The sequence below is a fragment of the Microbacterium sp. P5_B6 genome, from assembly GCF_056400345.1.
Genome location: NZ_JBFULL010000006.1, coordinates 292279 through 308514 on the forward strand (window position 1 = coordinate 292279; position 16236 = coordinate 308514).

The 16236-nt window shown below is 69.9% G+C and carries 13 protein-coding genes; 10 read left to right on the forward strand and 3 right to left on the reverse strand.

The features are described 5' to 3' along the window. The first annotated feature begins 33 nt into the window (after positions 1–33). From AC1DP3_RS10705 to AC1DP3_RS10740, 8 genes are all read left to right on the forward strand, one after another. Positions 34–1329: an aminotransferase class V-fold PLP-dependent enzyme gene (locus AC1DP3_RS10705; protein WP_477293149.1), complete on the forward strand. Its 1296-nt coding sequence runs from the start codon at positions 34–36 to the stop codon at positions 1327–1329. Further along, positions 1326–1775: a Fe-S cluster assembly sulfur transfer protein SufU gene (gene sufU / locus AC1DP3_RS10710; RefSeq protein WP_477293150.1), complete on the forward strand. Its 450-nt coding sequence runs from the start codon at positions 1326–1328 to the stop codon at positions 1773–1775. The genes AC1DP3_RS10705 and sufU overlap by 4 nt, the downstream gene beginning before the upstream one ends. Before the next feature lie 406 nt (positions 1776–2181). After that, a complete protein-coding gene (locus AC1DP3_RS10715) occupies positions 2182–2271 on the forward strand; it encodes a potassium-transporting ATPase subunit F (protein ID WP_477293151.1) in 90 nt (29 codons plus the stop codon). A gap of 1 nt (position 2272) precedes the next feature. Continuing rightward, entirely contained in the window at positions 2273–3955 is a 1683-nt protein-coding gene (gene kdpA / locus AC1DP3_RS10720) for a potassium-transporting ATPase subunit KdpA (protein WP_477293152.1), read from the forward strand. 1 nt (position 3956) lies between these two features. After that, on the forward strand, positions 3957–6113 hold the full coding sequence (gene kdpB, locus AC1DP3_RS10725; RefSeq protein WP_477293153.1) for a potassium-transporting ATPase subunit KdpB: 2157 nt from the start codon (positions 3957–3959) through the stop codon (positions 6111–6113). 28 nt (positions 6114–6141) lie between these two features. After that, positions 6142–6753, forward strand: a complete 612-nt coding sequence (gene kdpC, locus AC1DP3_RS10730) for a K(+)-transporting ATPase subunit C (protein ID WP_477293154.1) — start codon at positions 6142–6144, stop codon at positions 6751–6753. Positions 6754–6784: 31 nt separating this feature from the next. Then, on the forward strand, positions 6785–9349 hold the full coding sequence (locus AC1DP3_RS10735; protein WP_477293155.1) for an ATP-binding protein: 2565 nt from the start codon (positions 6785–6787) through the stop codon (positions 9347–9349). Next, complete coding sequence (locus tag AC1DP3_RS10740) at positions 9346–10026, forward strand: response regulator (protein WP_477293156.1); 681 nt, start codon at positions 9346–9348, stop codon at positions 10024–10026. The genes AC1DP3_RS10735 and AC1DP3_RS10740 overlap by 4 nt, the downstream gene beginning before the upstream one ends. Positions 10027–10044: 18 nt before the next feature. Here the strand turns inward: AC1DP3_RS10740 and AC1DP3_RS10745 are convergent, their stop codons facing one another. From AC1DP3_RS10745 to AC1DP3_RS10755, 3 genes are all read right to left on the reverse strand, one after another. After that, complete coding sequence (locus AC1DP3_RS10745) at positions 10045–10944, reverse strand: TerC family protein (RefSeq protein WP_477293157.1); 900 nt, start codon at positions 10942–10944, stop codon at positions 10045–10047. A gap of 94 nt (positions 10945–11038) precedes the next feature. After that, positions 11039–12022: an SRPBCC family protein gene (locus tag AC1DP3_RS10750; protein WP_477293158.1), complete on the reverse strand. Its 984-nt coding sequence runs from the start codon at positions 12020–12022 to the stop codon at positions 11039–11041. A gap of 1 nt (position 12023) precedes the next feature. Continuing rightward, positions 12024–12404, reverse strand: a complete 381-nt coding sequence (locus tag AC1DP3_RS10755; RefSeq protein ID WP_477293159.1) for an ArsR/SmtB family transcription factor — start codon at positions 12402–12404, stop codon at positions 12024–12026. 187 nt (positions 12405–12591) lie between these two features. On the opposite strand from AC1DP3_RS10755, the gene AC1DP3_RS10760 reads away from it, so the two are divergent. Then, entirely contained in the window at positions 12592–13698 is a 1107-nt protein-coding gene (locus tag AC1DP3_RS10760; protein ID WP_477293160.1) for a fatty acid desaturase family protein, read from the forward strand. Positions 13699–13856: 158 nt separating this feature from the next. Then, a complete protein-coding gene (gene purL / locus AC1DP3_RS10765) occupies positions 13857–16232 on the forward strand; it encodes a phosphoribosylformylglycinamidine synthase subunit PurL (RefSeq protein ID WP_477293161.1) in 2376 nt (791 codons plus the stop codon). The last annotated feature ends 4 nt before the right edge of the window (positions 16233–16236 follow it).

Below are 16236 nucleotides of genomic sequence, written 5' to 3' on the forward strand. Positions count from 1 at the left end.
CCCAGCCCTCCACCGCCCGCGTAGCCTGGAAGGGTGACCTCCGCTTCACCTCGCACCACCGCGCTCGACCCTGACACGCTCCGCCGCGACTTCCCGATCCTCGGGGCGTACATCGGCGATGCGCCGCTCGTGTACCTCGACTCCGCGGCCACCAGCCAGAAGCCCCAGGCCGTGATCGACGCGGAGGTGTCGTTCCTCACGAGCGCGAACGCGGCAGTGCACCGCGGCGCGCACACCCTCGCCGCCGAGGCGACGGAGCTGTTCGAGGACGCACGCGCCACGGTCGCAGCCTTCGTCGGGGCACAGCCCGAGCAGCTGGTCTGGACGAGCGGGGCGACCGCCGGCATCAACCTCGTGGCGTACTCGATCGGCAATGCCTCCTCCGGCCGCGGCGGCGAGGCCGCCCGGCAGTACGCGCTTCGTCCGGGTGACGAGATCGTCGTGACGGAGTCCGAGCACCATGCCAACCTCATCCCCTGGCAGGAGCTCGCCGCGCGCACGGGCGCGGTCCTCCGGCACATCCCGGTGCACGAGGACGGCACGCTCGACCTCGAGGCCGCGGCATCCCTCGTCGGCGACCGCACGCGCATCCTCGCCTTCCCCCACGTCTCGAACGTGCTCGGCATCATGAACCCGGTGGACGACCTCGTCGCGCTCGCGCGCTCAGCCGGAGCCCTCACCGTGCTCGACGCGTGCCAGTCGGCGCCTCACCTCCCGCTCGACCTGCCCGCCCTCGGCGTCGACCTCGCCGTCTTCTCGGGGCACAAGATGCTGGGCCCCTACGCCGTGGGCGGCCTCTACGGCCGCGCCGAGGTGCTCGCGGCCCTGCCTCCGTTCCTCACGGGCGGCTCGATGATCACGACGGTCACGCTGGACGAGGCCGACTACCTGCGGCCGCCGCAGCGCTTCGAGGCGGGCACGCAGCCCGTGTCCCAGGCGATCGGACTCGCCGCCGCCGTGCGCTACCTCGAGGGTGTGGGGATGGACGCCGTGCACGCCCACGAGCAGCGGCTCGAGCGGCGGCTGCGGGACGGACTGCGCGACGTGCCCGGGCTCCGACTGCTGGGCGACGCGGCGCCGGGGGTGGAGCGCGTCGCGCTGAGCGCCTTCGACCTCGACGGCGTCCACGCCCATGACGTCGGACAGTTCCTCGACGCGCGCGGCATCGCGGTGCGCGTCGGCCATCACTGCGCCCAGCCGCTCCACCGCCGGTTCGGGCTGACAGCATCCGTCCGCGCAAGCGCGGCTCTCTACACGACCGATGCCGAGATCGACGAGTTCCTCGACGCGGTCTCCGGCGTGCGCGCGTACTTCGGAGCGGGCCGATGAGCGGGCTGGATGCGCTCTACCAGGAGCTCATCCTCGACCACTCGAAGCGTCGAGCCGGATTCGGCCTGGCCGCTGAGGGCGCCGGCGGCAGCGCCACGTCGTACCAGCGCAATCCCGTGTGCGGCGACGAGATCACCCTGCGCGTTCGGGTCCAGGACGACCTCGTGCTCGACGTGACATGGGAGGGCGCCGGCTGCGCCATCTCGCAGGCCTCCGCCTCGATGCTCGCCGCGCTCGTGGAGGAGGACGAGGGGATGCCGCGGGCCCAGGCGACCGCCCTCATCGACGGCTTCCGCAGCGCGATGCGCTCGCGGGGGACGATTCCCCTGGATGAGGAGACGTTCTCAGACGCCTCGGCGCTGAGCGGCGTCTCGCGCTACACCGCGCGGGTGAAGTGCGCGATGCTCGCCTGGGTGGCGTTCGAGGACGCCCTCAGCCGCGCCTGACGCTCTGGTCCCTCGCAGCCCCCGCCCCCGCCCGCCCCATCCCTCGCATCCCCGCCCCCGCCCGCCCGGCCTCCCGAGGGCGGCAGTTTCCTGCGAGCGCCGCGTCAAGATACGGCGCGCTCGCCGGAATGTGCCGCGGTCGCACTGAGTTGCGAGGCCCACCCGCGCAGAAAGCGTGAGGGAGCGGCCGAGGGCCGTATGGGATCCGTCAGGACGGCGGACGCGGCGCCCCCGCGGGTGTTGCATCGAGACGTGCCCCCGCCGGCACCCGCACCCCCGGTGCGGCCGGACAGCTGGCTCCGTCAGGGAGCCCCTCGGGAGTTCCCGTGCTCGATGTCATCTACCTCGTCGCCACGCTCGCGCTCTTCGCGCTCTTCGCACTCATCGCCAAGGGGGTCGAACGGCTGTGATCGTCTTCTCGCTCCTGGCGGCCGCACTCGGCCTCGCCGCCGTCGTCTACCTCTTCTTCGCGCTCGTGAAGCCGGAGGACTTCTGACATGGATGCCTGGACCGTCTGGGCCGGCATCCTGCAGATCGCGACCGTCCTCCTGATCCTCGGCCTGCTCTATCGTCCGCTCGGCGACTGGATCGCCCGGACCTACACCTCCACCAAGGACTGGCGGGTCGAGCGCGGCGTGTACCGGCTCGTCGGCGTGGACCCGACATCCGAGCAGACCTGGCAGGCGTATCTGCGCGGCGTCCTGATCTTCTCGGCGACCGGAGTCATCTTCGTGTATGCCCTCCAGCGCCTGCAGGCCGTCCTCCCGTACTCGCTCGGCCTGCCGCCGGTGCCCGAGGGGCTCGCGTTCAACACCGCGGCGTCCTTCGTCACGAACACCAACTGGCAGTCCTACTCCCCCGAGCTGACCATGGGCTACACCGTGCAGCTGGCGGGGCTCGCGGTGCAGAACTTCGTCTCATCGGCCGTCGGCATCGCCGTCGCGATCGCGCTCGTCCGCGGGTTCGCCCGACGCGGATCCTCCACGATCGGCAACTTCTGGGTCGATCTCGTCCGGGGGCTCACCCGCATCCTGCTCCCGCTCTCGATCATCGCCGCGATCGCGCTCCTCACCGCCGGCGTCATCCAGAACTTCAACGGCTTCTCCGAGATCACCACGCTCACGGGGGGCACCCAGGTGCTCCCCGGCGGACCGGTCGCGAGCCAGGAGGCGATCAAGGAACTCGGCACGAACGGCGGCGGCTTCTTCAACGCGAACTCTGCGCACCCGTTCGAGAACCCTGCGCCGTGGACCAGCGTGCTGGAGATCCTCCTGCTCCTGGCGATCCCGTTCGCGCTGCCGCGCGCGTTCGGGAAGATGGTCGGGGACGATCGCCAGGGCTACGCGATCCTCGCCGTGATGGCCACGCTCGCGGTGGTCTCGATCACGCTCGTCAGCTCGCTCGAGTCGCTCGGCCTCGGCACCGCTCCGCAGCTTGCAGGCTCCGCCATGGAGGGCAAGGAGCAGCGGTTCGGCATCCTGGGCTCCGCATTCTTCGCGGGCGCGACGACCCTCACCTCGACGGGTGCGGTCAACTCGATGCACGACTCCTACACGGCACTCGGCGGCATGATCCCGATGATCAACATGATGCTCGGCGAGGTCGCCCCCGGCGGGGTCGGATCGGGCCTGTACGGCATGCTCGTGCTCGCCGTCATCGCCGTGTTCGTCGGCGGTCTGCTCGTCGGACGCACCCCCGAGTACCTCGGCAAGAAGATCGGCCCGACGCAGATCAAGCTCGCGAGCCTTTACATCCTGGTGACGCCGATCCTCGTTCTCGCGGGGGTCGCCGTGAGCTTCGCGGTTCCGGTGATCCGGTCCGGGGTCGAGGACGTCTCGATCTCGAACCCCGGCGTCCACGGCATGAGCGAAGTTCTCTACGCGTTCACGTCGGCCGCGAACAACAACGGCTCCGCCTTCGCCGGGCTCACCGCCGACACACCGTGGCTGAACGCCGCGCTCGGCGTGGCGATGCTCCTCGGTCGGTTCATCCCGATCGTGCTGGTGCTCGCCCTGGCGGGCTCGCTCGCCGCGCAGGAGCGCGTCCCGTCGACGACCGGGACCCTGCCCACGCATCGCCCGCAGTTCGTCGGGCTCCTGGCGGTCGTCGCGGTCGTCATCACGGCGCTGACCTACTTCCCCGTTCTCACGCTGGGTCCCCTGGCGGAAGGGCTCCTCTGACATGTCCAGCACCGTTTCGACGACGTCGCCCACGGGCCCGATCGCGGGCTCCATCGCCCCGAAGCCGCCGCGGTCCGCTCGAGCGTTCGGCTGGTCGCAGCTCGTGCAGGCCCTTCCGGGCGCGGTTCGCAAGCTCAGCCCCGGCGCGCTGTGGCGCAACCCCGTCATGTTCCTCGTGTGGGTCGGCGCTGCACTGACGACCGTCATCGCCATCGCCGAGCCCTTCCTGGGCAGCGAGAAATCCGGCGGGGCCGAGGTGCCTTTCGGCTTCACGGCCGGCATCGCGATCTGGCTGTGGCTCACCGTCCTGTTCGCGAATCTCGCCGAGTCGGTGGCCGAAGGCCGCGGCAAGGCGCAGGCCGCCACGCTGCGCAGGACCCGCACGTCGACGATGGCCCACGTCGTCACCTCGTACGACGAGCAGGCCGACGCCGGGGCCGAGCGTGCGGGCGTCGCCGAGGTCGCCTCTGCGGAGCTGACCCTCGGCGACGTCGTCGTCGTGTCGGCCGGAGAGCTCATCCCGGGCGACGGCGACATCGTCTGGGGCATCGCGACCGTCGACGAATCGGCCATCACCGGCGAGTCGGCGCCCGTCATCCGCGAGTCCGGCGGGGACCGCAGCGCCGTGACCGGCGGCACCCGCGTCCTGTCCGACCGCATCGTGGTGCGCATCACCTCGAAGCCGGGCGAGACCTTCGTCGACCGAATGATCGCGCTCGTGGAAGGGGCGAGCCGCCAGAAGACGCCCAACGAGATCGCCCTCGGGATCCTGCTGGCGAGCCTGTCGATCGTCTTCGTGGTGGTCGTGCTGACACTCAACCCGATCGCCTCGTACGCGGCGAGCGCGGTGAGCATCCCCGTCCTCGTCGCGCTCCTGGTCTGCCTCATCCCCACGACGATCGGGGCGCTCCTGTCGGCCATCGGCATCGCCGGAATGGACCGGCTCGTCCAGCGCAACGTGCTCGCGATGTCCGGCCGCGCCGTGGAGGCCGCCGGCGACGTCACGACGCTGCTGCTCGACAAGACGGGCACGATCACGTACGGCAATCGGCGAGCGTCCGACTTCGTCGTCATGCAGGGCGTGGACCCCGACGAGCTCGCCAGGGCGGCGGCGCTCTCGTCGCTCGGCGATCCCACGCCCGAGGGGACCTCGGTCGTCGAGCTGGCGGCGATCCGCGGCATCCACGTGGAGTCTCCGCCCGACGCGGTCCTGGTGCCGTTCACCGCGCAGACCCGGATGAGCGGGCTCGACCTGGCCGACGGCAGCGAAGTGCGCAAGGGGGCGGGATCGGCCGTGCTGTCCTGGCTCGGCGACGGCGTCACCGCCGAGGTGCGCGCCGAGGTCAGCGGCAGCGCGGACGCCATCGCGCAGAGCGGCGGCACGCCTCTGGTCGTGGCCCTGAAGGATGCCGCGGGTGAGCGCGTGCTGGGGGTCATCCACCTCAAGGACATCGTCAAGGACGGTCTGAAGGCGCGCTTCGCCGAGCTTCGCGCGATGGGCATCCGCACCGTCATGATCACGGGCGACAATCCCCTCACCGCCCGGGCGATCGCCAAGGAGGCCGGCGTCGACGACTATCTGGCGGAGGCGACGCCCGAGGACAAGCTCGCGCTCATCCGACGCGAGCAGGAGGGCGGCAGCCTCGTCGCGATGACCGGCGACGGCACGAACGACGCTCCCGCGCTCGCGCAGGCCGACGTGGGCGTCGCGATGAACACGGGCACGTCGGCCGCGAAGGAGGCCGGCAACATGGTCGACCTCGACAGCGACCCGACGAAGCTCATCGACATCGTGAGCATCGGCAAGCAGCTGCTGATCACGCGGGGCGCACTCACCACCTTCTCCCTGGCGAACGACATCGCGAAGTACTTCGCGATCATCCCCGCGATGTTCATGGGCGTCTTCCCGAGCCTGGAGGCGCTCAACGTCATGCACCTGAGCTCCCCGGCATCCGCGGTGATGAGCGCGATCATCTTCAACGCGATCGTCATCGTCGCGCTGATCCCGCTCGCGCTGCGCGGCGTGCGCTACCGTCCCGGCAGCGCCTCGTCGATCCTCAGCCGCAACCTCACGGTCTACGGTCTCGGCGGCATCCTCGTGCCGTTCATCGGCATCAAGCTCATCGACCTCGTCGTGAGCCTCATCCCCGGCTTCTGACCGCCGGCTGATTCCACAGGAGCCCTCCATGTCCACGGTCCGCACCTCCATGCGAACGACCGGCGTCGCCCTCCGCGCGATGCTGGTGTTCACCGTCGTGCTGGGGATCGGCTACACCGTGCTGATCACCGGCATCGGCCAGCTCGCTCTCCCCTGGCAGGCGAACGGCTCACCGGTCCGCAACAGCGCGGGCGTGACGGTCGGAAGCGCCCTCATCGGGCAGGCCTGGACGGATGCCGAGGGCAGGCCGATTCCCGAGTACTTCCAGTCCCGCCCGTCGGTCGCGGGCGCGGGCTACGACGGCGGTGCCTCCAGCGGCTCGAACCTGGGCCCGGAGAACCAGGACCTCGTCGCCGTGATCGAGGAGCGCCAAGCGGCCATCGCCGCCGACGAGGGCGTCGACGCCTCTCAGATCCCGGCCGACGCGGTGACGGCCTCGGGTTCGGGGCTCGACCCGCACATCAGCCCGGAGTACGCGCTCCTCCAGGTCGCCCGCGTCGCCGAGGCGCGCGGGCTCACGGGGGTCCAGGTCCGCACCCTCGTCGAGCAGCACATCCAGCAGCGCGACCTCGGGTACCTGGGCGAACCGCGGGTGAACGTGCTCGAACTCAACCTCGCCCTTGACGCGCTGCCGCGCTGACAATCGTCCCCCGGCGCGCGAGACTTCACAGATGAGCGGCGAACCCCCTGCAACCGCTACGGCGACGTCGCGTCCCCGGCGCGGGCGGATGCGGGTGCTCCTCGGCGCCGCGCCCGGTGTCGGCAAGACCTACGAGATGCTGGAGGAGGGCCGGCGCCTCCGCGCGGATGGTCGCGACGTCGTCATCGGCATCCTCGAGACCCATGGCCGCGCCGCCACAGCGGCCCAGGCGGTGGGTCTGCCCGCCATCGCTCTTCGCACCGTGCATCACCGCGATGTCGCACTGAGCGAGCTCCATGTCGAGGCGGTCATCGCGCGGCATCCCGACATCGCCCTCATCGACGAACTCGCCCACACGAATGTCCCGGGCTCTCGCAACGCCAAGCGCTGGCAGGATGTCGAAGAGCTCCTCGCCGTCGGCATCGACGTCATCACCACGCTCAACGTCCAGCACATCGAGTCGCTCAATCAGGTCGTCGAGCAGATCACCGGCATCGTGCAGCGCGAGACGATTCCGGATGCTGTCGTCCGCGCGGCGGATCAGATCGAGGTCGTCGATCTCGCACCGCAGTCACTGCGCGACCGTCTTGCGGCGGGCCTGGTCTACCCTGCGGAGCGCATCGACGCGGCGATGTCGAACTACTTCCGGCTCGGCAATCTCACGGCGCTGCGCGAGCTCGCCCTCCTGTGGCTCGCCGACGAGGTCGACAGCGCGCTCAAGCTGTACCGGGCCGAACACGGCATCGAGGGCGCCTGGCAGGCGCGCGAACGCGTCGTCGTGGCGCTCACCGGCGGTCCCGAGGGCGAGACCCTCATCCGACGGGGCGCGCGCATCGCGGCCCGATCGGCGGGCGGCGAAGTCCTCGCCGTGCACGTCTCCACCCAGGACGGCCTCCGGTCTGCGACGCCCGGAGCCCTGGCGGCGCAGCGCGCGCTCATCGAGTCGCTCGGGGGCACCTACCACCAGGTGGTCGCAGACGATGTGCCGCGTGCGCTCGTCGAGTTCGCCCGATCGGTCGACGCGACGCAGCTCGTCATCGGCGCCAGCCGTCGGGGTCGCCTCGCAGCGCTCCTCACCGGCGTGGGCATCGGATCGACCGTCGTCCGCGAATCGGGCGACATCGACGTCCACATCGTGACGCACGCCGCCGCGAGCGCCGGGGTGCATCTCCCTCGGCTGACCGGCGGCGCGCTGAGCGTTAAGCGGCGCATCCTCGGGTTCGCGGTCGCCCTCATCGGGGGACCGCTCCTGTCGTGGCTGCTCGTGGCCACGTCGAGCCCGGACTCGATCACAGGCGATGTGCTCGCCTACCAGCTGCTGGTCGTGATCGTCGCGCTGGTGGGCGGGATCTGGCCCGCGCTCTTCGCCGCCGTCCTGTCGGGCCTGACCCTGGATTTCCTCTTCATCGCACCGCTGTTCACCGTGACGATCGCCGACCCCGAGCACGCCCTGTCCCTGGCCCTCTACGTGGTCATCGCGATCCTGGTCAGCTGGATCGTCGATCAGGCCGCTCGCCGCACCCGCGCTGCCCAGCGTGCGGCCGCCGAGTCCGAACTCCTGGCAACGGTCGCCGGGAGCGTCCTGCGGGGCCAGAGCGCGGTGCCCGCGCTCGTGAGCCGCGCGCGCGAAGCATTCGGGATGACCGGAGTCCGGCTCGAAGCCTCGGACGGGACGGTCCTCGCCACCGATGGCGAGCCGGTCCCCGACGATCGCATGGTGCGCCTGCCGGTGGGTGACCCTGCCGCGCCCCGCGCCTTCCTCGAGCTGCACGGAGGAGACCTGGATGCCGCGGGCCGGCGCCTGCTCGACGTCATGATCGTCCAGCTCGGGGCCGCGCTCGAGCACACGGACCTCACCGAGGCGGCGCGCGAGGTCGGACTCCTCGCGGAGACGGACCAGGTGCGCAGCGCGCTCCTGTCTGCCGTGAGCCACGACGTGAGGCGTCCCCTCGCCGCCGCGGTCGCGGCCGTGGGGGGACTCCGTGCGGCCGGACCTCATTTGAGTGCCGAGGATCGAGAGGACCTCGTCGCGACGGCCGACGAGAGCCTGGCGGCGCTGTCGGCGCTCGTGACCGACCTGCTCGACGTCAGCCGGGTGCAGGCGGGAGTGCTCGCCGTCTCGCTCGCCCCCGTCGACGCGGCCGGTGCGATCCTGGCGGCCGTCGACGAACTGGCTCTCGGTCCGGACACGATCGAACTCGCGGCAGACCCCGATCTGCCGCCGCTGCTCGCCGATCCGGTGCTCGTGCAGCGGGTCCTCGTCAATCTCCTCGCGAACGCGGTGCGCCATGCGCCGGCGGGCACCCGCGTGCGCATCTCCACGAGCCGCCTGGGTGCCCGCGCGCAGGTCCGTGTCGTCGACCACGGGCCCGGCATCCCACCCGAGCGCCTGAGCGATGTCTTCGCACCCTTCCAGCGGCTCGGCGACACCGACAACGCCACCGGCCTGGGGCTCGGGCTCGCCCTCTCGCGCGGATTCGTCGAGGGCATGGGCGGTACGCTCACGCCCGAGGACACCCCCGGCGGGGGCCTCACCATGGTGGTCGAGCTGCCCGTCGCCTCCGCTTCCGCCCTGCACAAGGAGACTGCACCGTGAAGATCCTCATCGCCGACGACGACCCGCAGCTGGTGCGCGCGCTGCGCATCACGCTCGGCGCCCACGGATACGAGGTCGTCGCCGCGTCCGACGGCGCAGCGGCCATCGCGCTCGCCGCGCAGACGCATCCGGATCTCGTCCTCCTGGATCTCGGGATGCCGCGGCTCGACGGCGTCGCGGTCATCGAGGCGATCCGTGGCTGGACGAGCGTGCCGATCCTCGTCGTCTCGGGGCGCACCGGGTCCGCCGACAAGGTGGAGGCCCTGGATGCCGGAGCCGACGACTTCGTCACCAAGCCGTTCCAGATCGACGAGCTCCTGGCCCGGCTCCGCGCCCTCTCGCGACGCGCCGGATCCATCGGCGGAGAGCCCGTCGTGTCGTTCGGCGATGTGACCGTCGACCTTGCGGCGAAGTCCGTGAGCCGCGACGGAGCCCGCGTGCACCTGACCCCTACGGAGTGGCGGATGCTGGAGTTCCTCGCCCGCAACCCGGGCTCGCTCGTCACTCGCCAGACCCTCCTCAAAGAGATCTGGGGGACGGAGCAGGTGGCCGACACCGGCTACCTCCGGCTCTACATGTCCCAGCTCCGCAAGAAGCTCGAGCCGGATCCGGCAAGCCCCGCCCACCTCCTCACGGAGTCCGGCATGGGCTACCGGCTGGTCCTCGAGACCGCCTGAATCGCCGTCGCCCCGGGGTCAGCCGAGGCCGGCGCGGCCCTCGGCGTCCGGGTCGATCTCACCCTCGACGGGCTTGGCCGAGAGTCCGACCGAACCGGCGCCGGGGGACTTCGACAGCGCCGCGCCCACGGCGACCGACTCATCGACGTCGGGGTAGCTCGACAGGAGCTTCACCGTGGTCCGCTTCTTCGCGTCGCGCTTCGCCTTCCGCGAGGCGTACGTCAGGTTGAGCACCTCGACCAGCACCGCGAAGGCCATCGCTCCGTAGATGATCGCCTTGTCGACGTGGATGCCGAAGCCCTCGGCGACGAGGAAGGCGCCGATCAGCATGAGGAACGACAGCGCGAGCATCTTCACGGTGGGGTGCTTGTTCACGAAGGTGAAGATGAAGCGCGACGCGAAGAGCATGATGCCGAACGACAGCACGACCACCGACACGATGATCGCCATGTTCGAGGTCATGCCGACCGCCGTGATGACGGAGTCGAGCGAGAAGACGATGTCGAGCAGCAGGATCTGCACGATCACCGAGGCGAAGGTGATCGTCTTGGGCGCGTGCGCGTCGTCGTCCTCCTCGACGCCCTCGAGCTTGTGGTGGATCTCGGTGACGGCCTTGTAGATGAGGAAGAGGCCACCCGCGATGAGGATCAGGTCCTTCCATGAGAAGGGGATCCCGAACAGGGTGAAGACCGGCTCGGTCAGCGTGATGATCCACCCCGCGAAGAACACCAGGATCACGCGGATGATCATGGCGAGCGTCAGGCCCAGGTTGCGGGCCCTCGCCTGCTGCTCCTTGGGGAGCTTCGATGCGAGCACCGAGATGAAGATGACGTTGTCGACCCCGAGCACGATCTCCAGGACGAAGAGCGTCAGGAAGATGGCGATGTTCTCTGGGGTGAAGGCGATGCTGAAGTCCACAACGCCATGCTAGGGGCGACGGGATGCTGCGACCTCGGCTGTGGGAGAAGACGGCGGCCGCGGACTCGTCGAGCCGCGGCCGCCGTCCACCGTTTCAGCTGACGCGCTCGAGCACTCCCTCGAGCCGCGCGTAGCTCGTCTCCATACCGTCGGTCATGCCGGTCGCGAGCACCATGTCGCGCGTCGCCTTGTCGGGATACTCGATGAGCAGCGTGATCAGGGTCGCCCCGTCCTCCTCTTCGAGGCTCAGGTCGTTGAGCGTCGAGGGGTAGTCGGTGCCTGTCATGTGCTCGGTGGTGACGGCCCGCCGGGGCGCCTCTGAGAGCAGCGTCTCGCCGTCGAATCCGAAGGCCGTTCCCTCGCCGCCCTCGATCTGCTCCCAGCCGTAGCGGTACTTCCCGCCCACCGAAGGGTCGACCTCGCAGACGCTCATGCGCCAGCCGTCCGGGCCCAGCAGCCACTGCTTCATCAGCTCCGGCTCCTGATGCGCGCGCCACACCAGGTCGCGCGGCCCCTCGACCAGGCGGGTGATCCGCACGTGGGTGTCGTCGAGGATCTCGGTGCGCGTGCCCTTGCCCTCGGAGTACTCCCGCAGGCTCTGCAGCACCCGGTCGAGCTGGTTGATGGCCATCGTCGATCCTTCGACCCCGCCCATCGCGACGACCTGCTCCAGGCCCTCGAGCGAGGTGAAGTACGTCGTGTTGACGAATCTCGAACCGGATGCTGTCGCCTCGAACGAGAACACCGTGCGCATCGTGGGCATCCCCTYGGCCGGTCGGCCCTCGGCGTCCACGAAGGAATCCAGCACCGAGAAGCCCTTCGGCTCGTCGATCTCGAGGAACTCCCACGAGCCGCCCGCCGTCTCTCCGCGTGGGCTGGTCATGTGGTAATCGGCCCGGCCGCCGACGGTCAGGTCGAATGCCGTGAAGGTCGCCGGCCACCCGGGAGGACCCCAGAAGCGCTCGAGCTGGCGCGGGTCGGTGAACGCGGTCCACAGGCGCTCGACCGGCGCCGCGAACTCGGCGGTGAGGGTCATCGTGAGTGCGTCTGCGTCAGTGGTGACATCGGTGACGGGCATTTCAGTCTCCTTCGGTGGGTGGTGTCGCTGGGGATGGCGGGGTGGCCGGATCCTCGGCCAGCAGAGCGTCGAGCCGGTCGACGCGCGAGCGCCACATCGACTCGAAGCGGTCGAGCAGTGCGCGCGCCCGCGCGATCATGCGCGGATCCGCCCGCACGAGCCGCTCGCGGCCCTCTGCGCGCTTGACGACGAGGCCCGCTGCTTCGAGCACCGCCACGTGCTTCTGCACGGCCGCGAACGACATGTCGTAGTCCCGCGCGAGCATCGATACCGACTGCTCGCGCTCGATGGTGCGCCGCAGGATGTCGCGGCGCGTCGCCGCGGCGAGCGCGTGGAAGATCCGGTCGATCGCATCGTCTGCCAGTTCCGTTTGTACAACCATTTGGTTGTAGATTAGGCACGTCGACGATGCGCTGTCAAGCCCTTCGCGAATCGACCCGTGAGGGCCCTTCAAACGGCTGTTTATAACGATTGAGACATATGCACGACGTAGGCTCGCAGTCAGTGACCGGCATCCGCCTGTGGCTTCGCGTCGACCCGATGGCCGACAACCAACAGGAGGTGCGCTCTTGGCCACCATTGCTCCTGAGTCCCAGCTGGGGCCTGTTCGACAGACCTATGCGGGCAACGAGACCTTCCCCCCCATGGCCCGCGCTTACACCGAGGTAGCGCAGATCGTCCGTGAGACCGGCCTGCTTCAGCGGACGAGGGGTTTCTACGCCGCTGTCGGCGGCGCCATCCTCTTGGCTTTCGGCGGCTGCGTGGCGGGATTCATCCTCCTCGGCGACAGCTGGTTCCAGCTGCTCATCGCTGCCGCCCTCGGCATCGTGCTGACCCAGGTCGCCTTCCTCTCGCACGAGGCGACGCACCGCCAGATCCTCGAGTCGGGGCCGGCGAACGACCGCCTCGGCCGGATCCTTGCCAGCGGCATCGCAGGCATGAGCTACCACTGGTGGAACGCGAAGCACACGCGCCACCACGCGAACCCCAATCGTGTCGGTCGCGACCCCGACATCGAGCTCGACACCATCTCGTTCCTCGAGACGGATGCCGCGAGCGCCGGCCGCCTGCGAGCGCTGATCACCCGCAAGCAGGGGTGGCTGTTCTTCCCCCTCCTGACGCTCGAGGGCCTGAACCTGCACTACCTCGGCATCAAGCACTTGACCTCGCGGGGCGAGGTCAAGGGCCGCTGGATCGAGCTGGGCCTCATCGCGCTGCGCTTCGCGGTCTACCTGACCCCGCTCTTCGTGTTCCTGCCGGTGGGCATGGCGTTCGCCTTCCTCGGCGTGCAGCTCGCGGTCTTCGGCGTCTACATGGGCGCGTCGTTCGCACCGAACCACAAGGGGATGCCGATCATCGCGCCCAACGCGAAGCTCGACTTCTTCTCCAAGCAGGTGCGCACGTCCCGCAACATCCGCGGCGGCTGGTGGGCGACTTCGCTCATGGGCGGCCTCAACTACCAGGTCGAGCACCACCTCTTCCCGAGCATGCCGCGCCCGCACCTGGTGAAGGCCCGCGCCATCGTCATGGACCAGTGCGAGGCGCTCGGCGTCCCATACACCGAGACCAGCCTGGTCGAGTCCTACGCGATCGTCATCGCGTACCTGAACCGCGTGGGCCTCGCCGCGCGCGACCCGTTCGACTGCCACCTGGTGAGCCGGTTCCGTCCCTCCTGAGCGACTGATCCCCCGCTCGTTCCATCGAGCAGCCAAGACACGCCGATCCCGGTCCTCGGGGTCGGCGTGTTCTGACTGCGGAGCGCAGGGTCGGGGCCCCCAGGCCGCCCAACTAGAATGATCCGGTCCGGCATCCCCGATTTCAGGAGCTCAGCCGCGTGACCACCCCCGCTTCCTCGGCTACGGCCGGGGCATCCACCCGCCCCGCCGCCGATACCGTCGAGAACGCCGTCGGGACTCCTGAGAAAGAGCAGCCGTACGCGGCGCTCGGCCTGAAGCCCGACGAGTACGCGCAGATCCGCGAGATCCTCGGACGTCGGCCGACGTCGGGCGAGCTCGCCATGTACTCGGTCATGTGGAGCGAGCACTGCTCCTACAAGTCGAGCAAGATCTACCTCCGCCAGTTCGGCGAGAAGGTCTCGGACGAGATGAAGACCCGGCTCATGGTCGGCATGGGCCAGAACGCCGGCGTCGTCGACATCGGCGAGGGCTGGGCGGTCACCTTCAAGGTCGAGTCGCACAACCACCCGAGCTACATCGAGCCCTTCCAGGGCGCGGCGACGGGTGTCGGCGGAATCGTCCGCGACATCATCTCGATGGGCGCCCGCCCGGTCGCGGTCATGGACCAGCTGCGCTTCGGCGCGATCGACGAGCCCGACACGGCGCGCGTCGTCCACGGCGTCGTCTCGGGCATCTCGTTCTACGGCAACTGCCTCGGCCTGCCGAACATCGGCGGTGAGACGGTGTTCGATGCCGTCTACCAGGGCAACCCGCTCGTCAACGCCCTCGCCGTGGGAGTGCTGCGCCACGAGGACCTGAAGCTCGCCAACGCGTCGGGTGCCGGCAACCAGGTCGTCCTCTTCGGCGCCCGCACCGGCGGCGACGGCATCGGCGGGGCATCCATCCTCGCCTCCGACACGTTCTCGGAGGGCGGCCCCACCAAACGTCCCGCCGTGCAGGTCGGCGACCCGTTCGCCGAGAAGGTGCTCATCGAGTGCTGTCTCGAGCTGTACCGGGGCGAGCTCGTCGAGGCGATTCAGGACCTGGGCGCCGCCGGAATCTCCTGTGCGACCAGCGAGCTCGCCGCGAACGGCGGCAGCGGCATGCGCGTCGACCTCGAGAAGGTGCTGCTGCGCGACCCGTCGCTCACCCCCGAAGAGATCCTCATGAGCGAGAGCCAGGAGCGCATGATGGCGATCGTGACTCCGGAGAAGCTCGACGCCTTCCTCGCGGTCACGACCAAGTGGGATGTCGAGACCAGCGTGCTGGGCGAGGTCACCGGCGACGGACGCCTCGAGATCTTCTGGCACGGCGAGCAGATCGTCGACGTCGACCCCTCGACCGTCGCGGTCGACGGTCCCGTCTACGAGCGCCCCGTCGCCTACCCCACCTGGATCGACGCGCTCCGCGAAGACTCCGCGTCGTCGCTCCCCCGCGCGACCGACGCCGAGACGCTCCGCACCCAGTTCCTCCAGCTGGTCGCGAGCCCCAACCTGGCCGACGCCGACTGGGTCACCAACCAGTACGACCGCTACGTCATGGGCAACACCGCCCTGTCGTTCCCGGACGACTCGGGCATGGTGCGCGTCGACGAGGAGTCCGGCCTCGGCTTCGCGATCGCGACCGACTGCAACGGCCGCTTCTGCCAGCTCGATCCCTACGAGGGCGCCAAGCTCGCCCTCGCCGAGGCGTACCGCAACGTGGCCGTGTCGGGCGCTGTGCCCACGGCGGTCACCGACTGCCTCAACTTCGGCAGCCCCGAGAACCCCGAGGTCATGTGGCAGTTCTCACAGGCGGTCGCGGGTCTCGCCGACGGATGCCTCGAGCTCGGCATCCCGGTGACCGGCGGCAACGTGAGCTTCTACAACCAGACCGGTGACGTCCCGATCTTCCCGACCCCGGTCGTCGGCGTGCTCGGCATCATCGACGACGTTGCCCGGCGCATCCCCTCAGGCTGGCAGGACGAGGGCGAGAACATCTACCTCCTCGGCGTCACCGCGCCTGAGCTGAGCGGCTCGGCGTGGGCAGGCACAGTGCACGACCACCTGGGCGGTCGTCCTCCCGCGGTCGACCTCGGCGCGGAGAAGCGCCTCGCCGAACTCCTCCACGCCGCGTCGCTGCAGAGCCTCGTCTCGAGCGCCCACGACCTCTCGTCGGGCGGGCTCGCACAGGCCCTCGCCGAGGGCGTCATGCGCTTCGGTGTCGGCGCACGGGTCTGGCTCACCGAACTCATGGAGCGGGACGGAGTGGATGCCGCCACCGCCCTCTTCTCCGAGTCGACGGCCCGCGTCATCGTGAGCGTGCCCCGCGAGGACGACGTCAAGTTCCGCGGACTCTGCGACGGACGGGGCTACCCCGTGCTGCGCATCGGGGTGACCGACGCGCCGGCTGGGGAGGACGGCCCCGCACTCGAGGTGCAGGGCCTGTTCACGGTGCCGCTCAGCGAGCTGCGCGAGCGTTCGAGCGCGACGCTGCCCGCGGCATTCGGCCCGATCGTCGCCGAGCCCACGGGCACGGCACGCCGTTCCGCCTAGACTG

Coding starts and splice junctions, on each gene's coding strand:
- sufU (WP_477293150.1), top strand. CDS start 1,326: ATGAGCGGGCTGGATGCGCTCTACCAGGAGCTCATCCTCGACCACTCG.
- AC1DP3_RS10755 (WP_477293159.1), bottom strand. CDS start 12,404: ATGGTTGTACAAACGGAACTGGCAGACGATGCGATCGACCGGATCTTC.
- kdpA (WP_477293152.1), top strand. CDS start 2,273: ATGGATGCCTGGACCGTCTGGGCCGGCATCCTGCAGATCGCGACCGTC.
- AC1DP3_RS10735 (WP_477293155.1), top strand. CDS start 6,785: ATGAGCGGCGAACCCCCTGCAACCGCTACGGCGACGTCGCGTCCCCGG.
- kdpB (WP_477293153.1), top strand. CDS start 3,957: ATGTCCAGCACCGTTTCGACGACGTCGCCCACGGGCCCGATCGCGGGC.
- kdpC (WP_477293154.1), top strand. CDS start 6,142: ATGTCCACGGTCCGCACCTCCATGCGAACGACCGGCGTCGCCCTCCGC.